Annotated in this window: 15 protein-coding genes; 5 read left to right on the forward strand and 10 right to left on the reverse strand. The window is 70.8% G+C overall.

The window, feature by feature from the left end; translation table 11 throughout:
- Positions 1-7: 7 nt before the first annotated feature.
- Positions 8-700 carry a class III extradiol ring-cleavage dioxygenase family protein gene (locus tag AC0KS4_RS16365; protein ID WP_225327664.1) on the reverse strand — a complete coding sequence of 231 codons (693 nt, stop codon included), beginning with the start codon at positions 698-700 and terminating at the stop codon, positions 8-10.
- Positions 701-864: 164 nt separating this feature from the next.
- The gene (locus AC0KS4_RS16370; protein WP_225327663.1) at positions 865-1,839 is read right to left on the reverse strand and encodes a DMT family transporter; all 975 of its coding nucleotides are present in this window, start codon (positions 1,837-1,839) and stop codon (positions 865-867) included.
- A 392-nt stretch (positions 1,840-2,231) separates the two neighbouring features.
- On the opposite strand from AC0KS4_RS16370, the gene AC0KS4_RS16375 reads away from it, so the two are divergent.
- Positions 2,232-3,569 (forward strand): DUF349 domain-containing protein, encoded by a 1,338-nt coding sequence (locus AC0KS4_RS16375; RefSeq protein ID WP_225327662.1) that lies wholly within the window; start codon positions 2,232-2,234, stop codon positions 3,567-3,569.
- On the opposite strand, the gene AC0KS4_RS16380 is transcribed toward AC0KS4_RS16375, so the two are convergent.
- The 4 genes from AC0KS4_RS16380 to recA all read right to left on the reverse strand — a co-directional run bounded on the left by AC0KS4_RS16380 (position 3,566) and on the right by recA (position 7,325).
- Positions 3,566-4,198 carry an Rv2732c family membrane protein gene (locus AC0KS4_RS16380; protein ID WP_225327661.1) on the reverse strand — a complete coding sequence of 211 codons (633 nt, stop codon included), beginning with the start codon at positions 4,196-4,198 and terminating at the stop codon, positions 3,566-3,568. The two genes, AC0KS4_RS16375 and AC0KS4_RS16380, sit on opposite strands and share 4 nt — an antisense overlap.
- Positions 4,186-5,727, reverse strand: a complete 1,542-nt coding sequence (miaB, locus tag AC0KS4_RS16385; protein WP_225327707.1) for a tRNA (N6-isopentenyl adenosine(37)-C2)-methylthiotransferase MiaB — start codon at positions 5,725-5,727, stop codon at positions 4,186-4,188. The genes AC0KS4_RS16380 and miaB overlap by 13 nt, the downstream gene beginning before the upstream one ends.
- A 61-nt stretch (positions 5,728-5,788) precedes the next feature.
- Positions 5,789-6,304: a recombination regulator RecX gene (recX, locus tag AC0KS4_RS16390; protein WP_238957337.1), complete on the reverse strand. Its 516-nt coding sequence runs from the start codon at positions 6,302-6,304 to the stop codon at positions 5,789-5,791.
- The gene (gene recA / locus AC0KS4_RS16395; protein WP_225327660.1) at positions 6,276-7,325 is read right to left on the reverse strand and encodes a recombinase RecA; all 1,050 of its coding nucleotides are present in this window, start codon (positions 7,323-7,325) and stop codon (positions 6,276-6,278) included. The genes recX and recA overlap by 29 nt, the downstream gene beginning before the upstream one ends.
- Before the next feature lie 218 nt (positions 7,326-7,543).
- On the opposite strand from recA, the gene AC0KS4_RS16400 reads away from it, so the two are divergent.
- Positions 7,544-8,209, forward strand: coding sequence for a (2Fe-2S)-binding protein (locus AC0KS4_RS16400; RefSeq protein WP_238956394.1), 666 nt, complete (start codon positions 7,544-7,546; stop codon positions 8,207-8,209).
- Between the two features lie 34 nt (positions 8,210-8,243).
- Positions 8,244-8,882, forward strand: a complete 639-nt coding sequence (locus AC0KS4_RS16405) for a flavodoxin family protein (protein ID WP_238956395.1) — start codon at positions 8,244-8,246, stop codon at positions 8,880-8,882.
- Between the two features lie 10 nt (positions 8,883-8,892).
- On the opposite strand, the gene AC0KS4_RS16410 is transcribed toward AC0KS4_RS16405, so the two are convergent.
- From AC0KS4_RS16410 to AC0KS4_RS16420, 3 genes are read right to left on the reverse strand one after another with little or no spacing between them, the layout of a single operon-like run.
- A complete protein-coding gene (locus tag AC0KS4_RS16410; protein WP_425326323.1) occupies positions 8,893-9,087 on the reverse strand; it encodes a DUF3046 domain-containing protein in 195 nt (64 codons plus the stop codon).
- A gap of 52 nt (positions 9,088-9,139) precedes the next feature.
- Positions 9,140-9,412 (reverse strand): hypothetical protein, encoded by a 273-nt coding sequence (locus AC0KS4_RS16415; RefSeq protein ID WP_225327657.1) that lies wholly within the window; start codon positions 9,410-9,412, stop codon positions 9,140-9,142.
- Between the two features lie 49 nt (positions 9,413-9,461).
- Positions 9,462-10,628, reverse strand: coding sequence for a glycosyltransferase (locus AC0KS4_RS16420; protein WP_238956396.1), 1,167 nt, complete (start codon positions 10,626-10,628; stop codon positions 9,462-9,464).
- A gap of 52 nt (positions 10,629-10,680) precedes the next feature.
- Here AC0KS4_RS16420 and AC0KS4_RS16425 point away from each other — a divergent pair, with 52 nt between their 5' ends.
- Positions 10,681-11,112 (forward strand): limonene-1,2-epoxide hydrolase family protein, encoded by a 432-nt coding sequence (locus tag AC0KS4_RS16425; protein WP_238956397.1) that lies wholly within the window; start codon positions 10,681-10,683, stop codon positions 11,110-11,112.
- 13 nt (positions 11,113-11,125) lie between these two features.
- Complete coding sequence (locus AC0KS4_RS16430; RefSeq protein ID WP_238956398.1) at positions 11,126-11,527, forward strand: DUF5313 domain-containing protein; 402 nt, start codon at positions 11,126-11,128, stop codon at positions 11,525-11,527.
- Here AC0KS4_RS16430 and pspM read toward each other — a convergent pair.
- A complete protein-coding gene (gene pspM / locus AC0KS4_RS16435; RefSeq protein WP_238956399.1) occupies positions 11,524-12,333 on the reverse strand; it encodes a phage shock envelope stress response protein PspM in 810 nt (269 codons plus the stop codon). The genes AC0KS4_RS16430 and pspM overlap by 4 nt on opposite strands.
- Between the last annotated feature and the right edge of the window lie 4 nt (positions 12,334-12,337).

Below are 12,337 nucleotides of genomic sequence, written 5' to 3' on the forward strand. Positions count from 1 at the left end.
GCCACCGTCACAGCTGCCAGGCGCCGGCGAAGTAGCCCACCCCGTAGGGCGCCCCCCGATAGAGCTCCTTGGCCGATCGCGGCCCCGGCTCGGACAGGCCGGCCAGCACCTGAAAGGCGACCCGCCCCAGGATCTGGTGCGGCAGGCGGATCAGCTCCGTGATGTCGCCGCCGGCCAGCGCGTCGTCCAGGGCGTCTTGCGCGGCGGCGTTGTCCGGGTCGTGTCCGCCGGGGGCGGCCGGGGTGAGGGTGTTGGCGCCGTCGGCGACGACCAGCACCCCGATCGGCTCGGGCAGCCGCTCGATCTCGGCCCGCAGTTCGCGGCCGCGGCTCAGCGCGGTATCGACGTCGTGGTCGTCGCGGTAGACGCGCACCTGGGCGCTGGCCTGCGGCTGCGCCTGGCCGCGCACCCAGCCACCCAGCAACGCGCACACCGGGAGCGCCACCGGCTCGGGCTCATCGCCGTTCTGCGGGGACAGCCGGACGCGCACGTCCACCCCGAAACCCGCGAACGTGCCCGCGGCGTCGGGACCGAATTCCTCGTTGGCGGGGCCCGTCCCGATGATCACCCAGCGTTCGGGCAGCATGGCGGCAGCGGCGATCGTCGCCGCGACCAGGTCGGCCATCTCGGCGGCGGCCGCCCCGGCGAGTTCGGGAACAAGCACCGGCGCCGACGGAACGATGGCAATGGCGCTCAGCACGCCACCAAACTAACGTGACCGAGCCGGCGGGCCAGAGTCAGTGGCGATCGCAAGCGCGGCGGAGCCGGGCGCAGCGGGTCGCCACCGTCAGGCCAGTGGCGATCGCAAGCGCGGCGGAGCCGGGCGCAGCGGGTCGCCACCGTCAGGCCAGTGGCGATCGCCAGTCAGCAGCGTGAGCCGTCAGCGACAACCAGACACTCACCGTAGGGGCCGAGGCCATCCTCAGCGGATGCGTCCCGCGTTCGGACTTTTCGCGGCGCGCCCCCGCCGGGTTCGGTCCCGCCGACGGCGGCGGCCTCGCCGCGGGCCAACGCGATCGTCGCGATGATCACCACCGACACGGCGGCGATCAGCACGAACGCCTCGGGCCCGCTGGCGTTCAGCGTCTCACCCAACACGAGCACCCCGAGCAACCCCGCGACGACGGGCTTTGCCACCGTCATCGTCGGCAGCGACGCGGTCAGCGAGCCGGCGCGGAAAGCCGATTGCTGGAAGATCATCCCGGCCAGCGCCACCAACAGCCAGGGCACGAACTCCGGCGACGTCAGAACGCGCACGACGCCGCGCTCGGACATCTCGACGATGCCCTTGGTCAGCACCGCGAACAGCGCCAACGAGGAGCCGGCCACGACGGCGAGCAGCACGGGCGCGAACGGGCTACCGGACCAGATTCGTGCCGCCACCACGCAGGCCACCAGCAGCGGGACCATGATCAGGGCCACGATGACCCAGGTCTGCAGCGGGGCGCGCTGGTGACCGGACGCCGGGTCGCCGACGATGATGACCACCGCCAGCGCCGCGGCCAGGATCATCGCCCACATCCACTCCCGTGGCTTGACGCGATGGTGGGCGAGCCGCGCGTAGATGGGCAGCGCGAACAGCAGCGCGGTCACCTGCAGGGCGGTCACCAGGACCACCGAGCCCCATGCCAGGGCGGCGGCCTGCAGGCTGTAATTCGTGACCGCGGCCATGCCGCCGATCCACCATCGCGTGTCGCGCAGCGACATGCGGAACAGTTCGAGGTGCCCAACCTGCTTGTCGGTGATTTCGTGTGCGGAGCGCTGACGGATCACGTCGCCGATCGCCGATGCCAGCGCCGCGCACAGGGCAATCAACGCAGCGACATCAACTTTCGACATATTTCCCGACCCCCCAAGCGCACGACCGTCCGACCCAGCTTTCCCCGGGGCGCAAGCAAATACACGCACATTTCGCGTTCAGTTCAGATACAAATCTATGACGTTTCACACGTCCGGCCCGCGCCGCGGGCGACCTTTCGATTATTACTTCACCAATCTATGTGACCGCTTGGATAACTCTAAGAGAACGTCACAGGTAGTGCCGCGCGGGGCCGCCGCCCGGAATACCAAGGTGGCGGCGCGTGGCGGCGCAAGCTGCTTGAATACTGTTAGGCACCTGCTGGGAAAACCCGGATGGGTCGTCCGCAGATGCAGAAGACGGTGCCGCTACGCGCGGCAGGCGCGCGGCACACCAACCGCGCGGAAGGTTGCGAAAGGGTAGTGACGAGGGCATGACGGCTGACCAGCCTCGCGACGATTCAGCCCGGCCGGTGCCGCGTCCGGGGCCGCGCCCCGGTCCCCGGCCGGTGAGCTCGGGGTCGCGCCCGGCCGCTCACCCGGTGGTGGTGCCGCCCCCGCGCAGCGATCCGCACCAGTTCGGGCGCGTGGACGACGACGGCACGGTGTGGTTGATCAGCGCGGCCGGAGAGCGGGTCGTCGGCTCCTGGCAGGCCGGTGACCGCGAGGCCGCGTTCGCCCACTTCGGTCGGCGGTTCGACGACCTCGCCACCGAGGTCACGCTGATGGAGGAGCGGCTGGCCTCGGGGACCGGGGACGCGCGCAAGATCAAGGCGCACGCGTCCGAGCTGGCCGAGACGCTGCCGACGGCCGCGGTGCTGGGCGATATCGATGCCCTGGCCGCCCGGTTGACCGGCATCGCCGAACACGCCGAGGCGACCGTCGCCGCGGAACGCTCCCGACGCGAGGAGCATCGGGCCGCCCAGACCGCCCGCAAGGAGGCGCTGGCCGCCGAGGCCGAGGAGTTGTCCGCCACCTCGACGCAGTGGAAGGCCGCCGGCGATCGGCTGCGCGCGATCCTCGACGAGTGGAAGACGATCAGCGGCCTGGACCGCAAGGTGGACGACGCGTTGTGGAAGCGCTATTCCGCGGCCCGGGAGGCCTTCAACCGGCGGCGGGGAGCCCATTTCGCCGAGTTGGACCGGGAGCGTTCGGGAATTCGCCAGGCCAAGGAGCGGCTGTGCGAGCGTGCCGAGGAGCTGTCCGATTCGACCGACTGGACGGCGACCAGTGCGGAGTTCCGCAAGTTGCTCACCGAATGGAAAGCGGCCGGACGGGCGACCCGGGAGGTCGACGACGCCCTGTGGCGGCGCTTCAAGGCCGCCCAGGACGTGTTTTTCACCGCCCGCAACGCGGTGACCGCGGAAAAGGACGCGGAGTTCCGCGCCAACGCGGCGGCCAAGGAGGCGCTGCTGGCGGAGGCCGAGAAGCTGGACACCAGCAACCACGACGCCGCCCGGGCGGCGCTGCGCTCGATCGCCGAGAAGTGGGATGCGATCGGCAAGGTCCCGCGGGAGCGCTCCGCCGAGCTGGAGCGGCGGCTGCGCGCGGTCGAGAAGAAGGTGCGCGACGCCGGCGAGGCGGATTGGTCGGATCCCCAGGCGCAGGCCCGGGCCGAGCAATTCCAGGCCCGCGCCGAGCAATACGAGCAACAGGCGCAGAAGGCCGCGGCGGCGGGACGGACCAAAGAAGCCGAAGAGGCCAAGGCCAACGCCGAACAGTGGCGGCAGTGGGCGCAGGCGGCCGTCGAGGCCCTGAGCCGCAAGTCCTAACGGCCGCCGCCGGATCCCGTACTGCTTTCGGGATCGTCGGGCCGGCCCGTGGCGCCTGGGCGGTCGCGGTCATCCAGCAGCGAGGTCGACTGCTGCTGCGCGGCGAGGCGGCGGCGCTGCTCCTCGGCGGCGAGCTGCACGATGGTCCGCGACCACACCACGCGGGCCCAGTGGTAGATGAGCAGCAGCACGGTGATCCAGGCGACGATCAGGCCCCACCCCGGCCCCGGGTGCCCCGCGGCCACGGTCTGACGCGACCAGATCGCCAGCATGCCCGCCGCACCCGCGATCGCCGAGCCCGCCAGCGCAACCCAGGCCAGCGCCCAGCGCCGGGTCACCAGCGCCAGCATCGAAAAGCCCACGCCGAACACCAGCGCCAGCCACGCGAACACCCGCGACGGCAGCGCGACCGCGGCCGCCCCGGCGCCGTGGCTGCCGAACAGCACGTCCCAGCCGCGCACGTCGCCGGTGTGCGGCAGGATGAACGATCCCAGCAGCACGAACACCAGGATCGACACGAAGAAACCCCGTGGGCCGGGATCGAACCCGCGCGCCACCCGCCGTTCGGCGGCCTCGATCTCGGTCCGCAGCGCGCCGAGCTGTGGGTCTTCTTCTTTCATCGTGCACATCCCAGGGGTTCGGCCGGGCCGGCGGGCGGCCCGACGGCGGGCATGCCGAGACCGATGCCGCGCGGGCGCCGCCCGGTGGCGTGCGCGTCACCCGCCCGGGTGCGGCGATGGGTCAGGATGCCCGCATCGGCGATGAGGTGGTGGGGCGCGGCCCCGGTGATCACGGTGGTGACGATGTCGCCGGGCCGCGGCCGGGTGTCGACGGCTTGGTCGCCGGATTGGTCGACGGCTTGGTCGACGGCAAAGTGCACGAGCCGGCCGTCGCGGGCCCGCCCGCTCATCCGCGCGGTCGCGGTGTCCTTGCGCCCCTCGCCGGTGGCAACGAGCAGCTCGACCGTCTGCCCGACCAGGGCCTGGTTGCCCTGCAGCGAGATCTCCTCCTGCAGCGCGACCAGCCGCTCATAGCGTTCCTGCACAACGGCTTTCGGTATCTGCCCGTCGAGGTCGGCGGCGGGGGTGCCGGGTCGCTTGGAGTACTGGAAGGTGAACGCGGCCGAGAACCGGGCCGCGCGCACGACGTCCAGCGTGGCCGCGAAGTCCTCCTCGGTCTCACCGGGAAATCCGACGATCAGATCGGTGGTGATGGCGGCGTGCGGCATGGCCGCCCGGACGCGGTCGATGATGCCGAGGTAGCGCTCTGCGCGGTAGGAACGGCGCATCGCGCGCAGCACCCGGTCGGATCCGGATTGCAGCGGCATGTGCAGGGCGGGGCACACATTCGGCGTCTGCGCCATGGCCTCGATGACGTCGTCGGTGAATTCGGCCGGGTGCGGCGAGGTGAACCGCACCCGCTCCAGGCCGTCGATGTCGCCGCAGGCCCGCAGCAGGCGGGCGAAGGCGCCGCGGTCGCGGGGCAGCGCGGGATCGGCGAAGGACACCCCGTAGGCGTTGACGTTCTGGCCCAGCAGCGTGACCTCGAGCACGCCGTCGTCCACCAGCGAGGCGACCTCGGCCAGGATGTCGTCGGGGCTGCGGTCGACCTCTTTGCCCCGCAGCGACGGCACGATGCAGAACGTGCAGCTGTTGTTGCATCCGACCGAGATGGAAACCCAAGCGGCGTAAGCGGATTCGCGTGCGCTGGGCAGCGACGACGGGAACTCCTGCAGCGCCTCGGCGATTTCGACCTGGGCGACCTTGTTGTGCCGGGCCCGCTCCAGCAGGGTGGGTAGCGATCCGATGTTGTGGGTGCCGAAGATGACGTCGACCCACGGCGCCTTGCGCAGCAACGCGTCCCGGTCCTTTTGCGCCAGGCAGCCCCCGACCGCGATCTGCATCTCGGGATCTTCGCGCTTGCGCGGTGCCAGGTGGCTGAGGTTGCCGTACAACTTGTTGTCGGCGTTTTCGCGGACCGCGCAGGTGTTGAAAACCACCACGTCGGCGTCGGCGCCCTCGGCCGCCCGCTGATATCCGGCCGCTTCCAGTAGGCCCGCCAACCGCTCGGAATCGTGGACGTTCATCTGGCAGCCGTAGGTGCGGACCTGGTAGGTGCGCACCGTTGCGGCGTCTCGCGCCACGGCCTCTCGCACCATCGAAGTCACGGGGCTATGGTACGGCGAGCGGTCGGCACGCGAGAAACCGCACGTCACCGGGCTAGACGCGGCGGCGCTCCCGCTCGGCGGCCAGCTCGGCGAACACCACCTCGCACGCGAGGTTCTGGCTGTAGCCACGGCGCGCCAGCATCCCCACCAGCCGGCGCGTCACCCGCGCGTCATCGTCGGCCAGCGTCTCGCGACGCAGCTTGGCCCGGACCAGCTGCTCGGCCCGGTCCCGCTCGGCGCCGGCGTCGATGCCGGCCAGCACGGTGGTGATCACGTCGTTGTCGACGCCCTTGGTGTGCAACTCGGCGGCCAAGGCGCGCTTGCTTTTTCCGGCGTGCGCGCGACGGGACCGCACCCACTGCTGGGCGAAGTCGGTGTCATCGATCAGGCCGACGGAGGCCAACCGGTCGAGCACCCGCTCGCTGACGTCGTCGGGATAGCCGCGCTTGGCCAGCCGGCCGTGCAGCTCGGCCCGGGTGCGCGCTCTCGCGGTGAGCAGGCGCAGGCACAACGCCCGCGCCTGCTCTTCGCGGGAGGGCTCAGAAGTCGACGGGTGCGGGGAGGACATCACCGGAGGGGTCATCGGTCATGACCGCGCCAATGCCAAGCTTTTCCTTGATCTTCTTCTCGATCTCGTTGGCCACGTCGTCGTTCTCCATCAAGAAGGTACGAGCGTTCTCCTTGCCCTGGCCGAGCTGCTCGCCCTCATAGGTGAACCAGGAGCCGGACTTACGGATGAAGCCGTGCTCCACACCCATATCGATCAGCGAGCCTTCCCGGCTGATCCCCTGGCCGTAGAGGATGTCGAACTCGGCCTGCTTGAAGGGCGGTGCCACCTTGTTCTTGACGATCTTGACCCGGGTGCGGTTACCGACCGCGTTGGTGCCGTCCTTGAGCGTCTCGATCCGGCGCACGTCCATGCGCACCGACGCGTAGAACTTCAACGCCTTTCCACCCGTGGTGGTTTCGGGGCTGCCGAACATCACCCCGATCTTCTCGCGGAGCTGGTTGATGAAGATCGCGGTGGTGCCCGAATTGTTCAGCGCGCCAGTCATTTTCCGCAGCGCCTGGCTCATCAGCCGGGCCTGCAGACCGACGTGGCTGTCCCCCATCTCGCCTTCGAGCTCGGCGCGCGGCACCAGCGCGGCCACCGAGTCGATGACCAGGATGTCCAGAGCGCCGGAGCGGATCAGCATGTCGGCGATCTCGAGGGCCTGCTCCCCCGTATCCGGCTGGCTAACCAGCAGGGAATCGGTGTCCACGCCGAGTTTCTTGGCGTACTCCGGGTCCAGGGCGTGCTCGGCGTCGATGAAGGCCGCGACGCCGCCGGCGGCCTGGGCGTTGGCAACGGCGTGCAGGGCGACGGTGGTCTTACCCGAGGATTCCGGGCCGTAGATCTCCACGACCCGCCCGCGGGGCAGGCCGCCGATGCCCAGGGCCACGTCCAGTGCGATGGATCCGGTCGGGATGGTCGAGATCGGCTGACGCGTCTCGTCGCCGAGACGCATCACCGAGCCTTTGCCGTAGCTCTTTTCGATCTGGGCCATCGCCAGTTCGAGAGCCTTTTCGCGATCGGGGGCTTGCGCCATGGTGCCTCTCCTATAGTCGGTGTTCGTCTGACCGGTATCGGTCGGTTGGCGGTGACACTAGAGAAGGCCACCGACAAGTTGACTGGCGAACGCTCACCACACTAGCCGAACAGGTGTTCGATTCAAGCCTGACACGCCGGTCGTGTGGCAACATCGGCTACCGAAAGGCGTCGACGGGGGCTTCCGGGCGGACTTCCTCAAGAGGCGGGCGCGACGCGATGGACATCTCCACCGAGCTGGCCGAAACGGCTTCCTACGGAGGCTTTTTCGCCCTGGCCGTCGGGGGCGACGCGGCGGGATGGCATCCGGTCAAGCAGTCCTATGCCGACGGCTGCGCCGACCTGGTCGACGCCACCGTCCGGCGCTACGGCTCCACCGACTCGCGGATCGGCGCCTCACTGGTTCATCTCGGCCACGCCACCCGGCTGTGGTCGCCGGTGCTCGCGTGCGCGATCGGCCACGGCGTCCTGCCCGACCTCGACGACCTGCAACGCGCCGACGACGGCGCACAGCTGCGACTGCCCAAACCCCTCGGGGAGCCCATCACCTCGCCCGCACCGGACGCGCTGTATCGCGTCGTGGTGAGCGAGCACATGCGCCCGCTCGCCGCCGGCCTGCGGGTCAAGCTGGCGCCCGCCCTGCTCGCGGGCAACATCGCCTCCGCGCTGGTGGGGGCCGCGCGGGCGCTGCTCTCGGCGCGGCCCGACCTGCGCGGCGCGATCGCCGAGACGACCCGCTCCCTGTTGGACACCGGCGTGCTGGCCGGATCCGGTGTCCTCACCGGCCCGCAGCTGGGCTTCCGGCGCCGCAGCTGCTGCCTGTTCTATCGCCTGCCCGGGGGCTCCCTGTGCGGGGACTGCGCGCTTCAGCGGACGCCACGGTAGGACCGGGCGTCGTTTGGTGCCGCCGCGCCGGGGTATGCGGCCAGCCATGGCCTCACCCGCAGCGCAATCCCTGCGCGCCCTCGCGCTGATCTGCTCGTTGAAGAAGAGCCCCGCGCCGTCCAGCAGCGAGCTGCTCGCCGATCAGTTGCTCGATGCGCTGCGCGGCGCGGGCGTCGAGGGCGAGAAGGTGCGGTGCGTGGACCTGGCGCTGCTGCCCGGTGTCGAGGCGGACATGGGGCCGGGCGACGAGTGGCCGGCGCTGCTGACCAAGGTCAAGGCGGCGGACATCGTCATCGTGTCGACGCCCACCTGGGTCGGGCACATGTCCAGCGTCGCGCAGCGCGTCCTGGAGCGCCTCGATGCCGAGCTGTCCGACACCGACGACGCGGGACGACCGGCGATGGTGGGCAAGGTGGCGCTGGCGGCGGTCGTCGGCAACGAGGACGGCGCGCACAAGATCGTGGCCGACCTCTTTCAGGCGCTCAACGACATCGGGTTCTCGATCGCCGCGCAAGGCTGCACCTACTGGAACGGCGAGGCCATGCAGGGCACGGACTACACCGACCTCGACGACGTCCCCGAGGCGGTCGCGTCCGCCACCGGCAACGCGACCCGCAACGCCATCCACCTGGCCGCCGTGCTGCGCCAAAACCCTTATCCGGCATACGAATAACGCGCGCGGATCACCACTGCTCGTGGGGCACGTCGAAGTCGACGCACAACGCCCGCCAGACGTCGCGGGGCTCGATCCCCTCCTCGATGGCCTGGGCGGCCGTCCGCCCGTCGAAACCCGTCAGCACGTGATCGACCAAGACCGATGACCCGTAGGTGGTACCGAAGCGCAGCACCACCCGCTCGTGAAACTCCGTTAGCCGCACGCCAGTGAACATACCCAGCGGGCATGGATCGGACACCCGGGCGCGAACGCCGTCACCGCCAGCTCGCCGGCAGGTCGATGATGTGATTCGGGCAGTCCTCCTGGGCCGCGAGGGACATGGTGTCGCGGGCGCGTTGCGCCGACATCGTGGCGCGCAACTGCATGAACGCGTATTCGGCGGGCCCGAGCCCCTGCTCGGCGGCGGCCGGATCGTCCATCAACCGGCAGGCCTGCTGCTCCTCGGGGCTGTCGGCGCGCGCGACACCCGCCCCGAATACCGAGCCGGCCATCAGGGCGCCGGCCGTGACTGCCGCGATCATCCTCATTGCATGCCTCCCGCCGAAGCATAAGGAGCATAAGGCGATGCGCGGCGGATCATCCGGCCACCGCCAGCGCGTCGTGGCACACCCGGACCGGGTCGGCGACGTCGGCGATGCCGGCAGCGGCTCGTTGCGCCGCGGCCCGGTAGCGGGGCGACGCCAGCACCTCGTTGACCGCGGCCACCAGCGCGTCGGCGGTCAGCGGCCGAACCAGCCGCGCGCTGCCCTGGCGGACCATCCGGTTGGCGATCTCCCACTGGTCGCCGCCGCCGGGCACCGCGACCAGCGGCACGCCCGCCAGCAGCGTCTTGGCCACCATTCCGTGCCCGCCGCCGCAGATCACCACGTCGGCGTGCGTCAGCAATTCGGCCTGGCTGCCGAGCCCGACGGCCGCCCACGGCGGCACCGTCAGCTCCGCTCCGCCCAGCCGCGAGACCACCACCCGCGCCCCCGCCGGCAGCGTGTCCCCCGGTATCAGGCGGGCCAGCGCCACCTCGGCCAGGCCTTCGGCGCCGGTCAGCGCGGTCGACGGCGCGACCACCACCACGGGCCCGGACCCCGCCGGGATTTCCAGCGCCCGGTCGGTCGGCTCGAAATGCAAAGGGCCCACCAGCACCGCCTCCGGCGGCCAGTCCGGGCGGGGCACCTCGCAGGCGGGCAGCGTGGCGATCAGCCGTCGTAGCGGCCCGGGGTCGTCGGCCGGCAGCCCGATCTCGGTGCGCACCGCCGCCCGTTGCCGCAGACCGGCCCGCCAGGAACGCGCGGTGAGCGCGCGCATCGCTGCGTCGCGCAACCGGCCCCGGATCCCGGTTCCCGGCGCCAGCCCGCTACCGATCGGCGGCAGGCCTTTCGACGGCAGATACAGCGGATGCGGATTGAGTTCGATCCACGGGATCCCCAACAGCTCGGCGGCCATACCGCCGCCCGCGGTGATGACGTCGGAGACCACCAGGTCGGGCGCCAGGTCGCGCAGCGCGGGCACATTGAGCACGGCCATCCGCGCGGCGCGCCGGTGGATCCTGGCCCCGGCGTCGACGTCGTCGTCGGTGGCCACCAGGCCGTCCAGCGCGACGGCCTCGATGCCGGCGCCGCGGGCGGTGTCGATCCATTCGGCGCCGGTGAACAGCGTGGGCTCGTCGCCCGCCTCGGCGAAACGCCGGCACAGCGCGATCGCCGGGAACGAATGCCCGGGATCCGGCCCGGCGACCACGGCGACACGCATCGGCCTTACCCTGCCACAGCGCCCGGCCGCCGCACTCGCCTACGCTGGCAAGATGACCGAGCTGACTGGGACAACCGTGGCGAACACCCGCACGGTCGAGGGATTCCTGAACGCGCTGCAGGACGCCGATTACGAGGCCGCCGACGCCGCGCTGGCCGACGACCTCGTCTACGAAAACGTCGGCCTGCCCACCATCCATGGCCGCGCCAGGGCCATGAAGCTGTTTCGCCAGATGGAGGGCCGCGCCGCCTTCGAGGTGAAGATCCACCGCATCGCGGCCGAAGGCGGCGCGGTGCTCACCGAACGCACCGACGCGCTGATCTTCGGGCCCCTGCGGCTGCAGTTCTGGGTGTGCGGCGTGTTCGAGGTCCACAACGGGCGAATCACGTTGTGGCGGGACTACTTCGACTTCTTCGACATGCTCAAGGCCACCGCGCGCGGCCTGGCGGCGCTGGTGCTGCCGTCGCTGAGAGCGACGTTCTGAGCGACGGGACGCGATGACGAACCGGGACGCCAACCGCACGCGGCCGAATTTCGTGCAGTTCGTCCGCTATTGCTGCGGTGGCCGGCTGCCGGACTCGATGCGCGACTGGGTGCGCAACGACCTGGCCGGCAAGGGTGCGAGCGCGCGGATGATGCGCCGCGTGGCGGTGCCGGCGGTGGTGGTGCTGGCCCCGTTCTGGTTGATCCCGACGACGCTCGACGTGCATCTGAGCATGACGCTGCCGATTCTCATTCCGTTCGTGTACTTTTCGCACGCGCTCAACAAGGTGTGGCGCCGCCACATGCTGGCGGTGCACGATCTGGATCCCGAATTGGTCGACGAGCTGGCCCGCAAGCGCGACGCCCGCATGCATCAGTCGTACATCGAGCGCTACGGCCCGCGCCCGGAAGACTAGCTCGCGCCGCGCAGTCCGCCGAGTTCGTCGAACGCCTGCGCCCAACCGACCAGGCGGTCCGTGGCCCCGGCCAGCTCGGTGCGGTACCGCTGCGACTCGGCGAGCCCGTCACCGTTAGCCGAGGACACCAATTGCGCTGCGGCGGTGACCATTTCGTTGTATTGACGGACGCCGGCGCTCAGTTGCGCGGTGAACGCGTTGATGGTCGGCACCAGATACGACCGCGACTCTTCGCTGGCCTGAGCCGCCCGCTCCATCGACACCACCTGCGCGGCGGTGGACGCCATGGCCGCGGAGGTTTTGGTGGCGGCCGCGGTCAGGTCGCGGATCTCGGCCGTCGGCAACATCGCGCCCCGCTCCAGCACGGCCACCAACGAGAAGAATCCGCGTTCGGAGGCGCCCAGCGCGTACATCGCGGGGCGCGCCGCCGAACCCGGCGGCGGCAGCCGGCGCGCGTTCGTGGTCCGGGGCACCGGCAGCGGCTCGGACCGCAGCCAGCGGTAGCGCAGCAGCAACAGGGTGGCCGGGATGGCCATGACGACCGCGACGCCGCCGGTGATCTCCAGCAGCAACGCGAACCATCCCCAGGCGGCGAGCAGCATCGTCACCACCGCCCAGAACAGGCACCCCGCCCCGAATATCAGGCCCCACCGCAGTGCGCGGCGGCGGCGACGCAGCTGCCGCGCGCGTGGATCCGCGGCCGCGCTGATCTTGCGGGCCACCAGGTCGGAAAGGTCGGCGGCGGTGGCCAATCCGCGGTGCAGCAACGCGCGCAACAGGCCGGGGCGCGGCGCGTTCACCGCCATGACA

It is taken from the genome of Mycobacterium sp. NTMscope_MAC_12 (genome assembly GCF_976985675.1).

Excerpts from the sequence above, each read along its gene's own strand:
- AC0KS4_RS16370 (WP_225327663.1), bottom strand. The coding sequence starts at position 1,839 with ATGTCGAAAGTTGATGTCGCTGCGTTGATTGCCCTGTGCGCGGCGCTG.
- AC0KS4_RS16375 (WP_225327662.1), top strand. The coding sequence starts at position 2,232 with ATGACGGCTGACCAGCCTCGCGACGATTCAGCCCGGCCGGTGCCGCGT.
- AC0KS4_RS16380 (WP_225327661.1), bottom strand. The coding sequence starts at position 4,198 with ATGTGCACGATGAAAGAAGAAGACCCACAGCTCGGCGCGCTGCGGACC.
- miaB (WP_225327707.1), bottom strand. The coding sequence starts at position 5,727 with ATGGTGCGAGAGGCCGTGGCGCGAGACGCCGCAACGGTGCGCACCTAC.
- recX (WP_238957337.1), bottom strand. The coding sequence starts at position 6,304 with ATGTCCTCCCCGCACCCGTCGACTTCTGAGCCCTCCCGCGAAGAGCAG.
- recA (WP_225327660.1), bottom strand. The coding sequence starts at position 7,325 with ATGGCGCAAGCCCCCGATCGCGAAAAGGCTCTCGAACTGGCGATGGCC.
- AC0KS4_RS16400 (WP_238956394.1), top strand. The coding sequence starts at position 7,544 with ATGGACATCTCCACCGAGCTGGCCGAAACGGCTTCCTACGGAGGCTTT.
- AC0KS4_RS16405 (WP_238956395.1), top strand. The coding sequence starts at position 8,244 with ATGCGGCCAGCCATGGCCTCACCCGCAGCGCAATCCCTGCGCGCCCTC.
- AC0KS4_RS16415 (WP_225327657.1), bottom strand. The coding sequence starts at position 9,412 with ATGAGGATGATCGCGGCAGTCACGGCCGGCGCCCTGATGGCCGGCTCG.
- AC0KS4_RS16420 (WP_238956396.1), bottom strand. The coding sequence starts at position 10,628 with ATGCGTGTCGCCGTGGTCGCCGGGCCGGATCCCGGGCATTCGTTCCCG.
- AC0KS4_RS16425 (WP_238956397.1), top strand. The coding sequence starts at position 10,681 with ATGACCGAGCTGACTGGGACAACCGTGGCGAACACCCGCACGGTCGAG.
- AC0KS4_RS16430 (WP_238956398.1), top strand. The coding sequence starts at position 11,126 with ATGACGAACCGGGACGCCAACCGCACGCGGCCGAATTTCGTGCAGTTC.
- pspM (WP_238956399.1), bottom strand. The coding sequence starts at position 12,333 with ATGGCGGTGAACGCGCCGCGCCCCGGCCTGTTGCGCGCGTTGCTGCAC.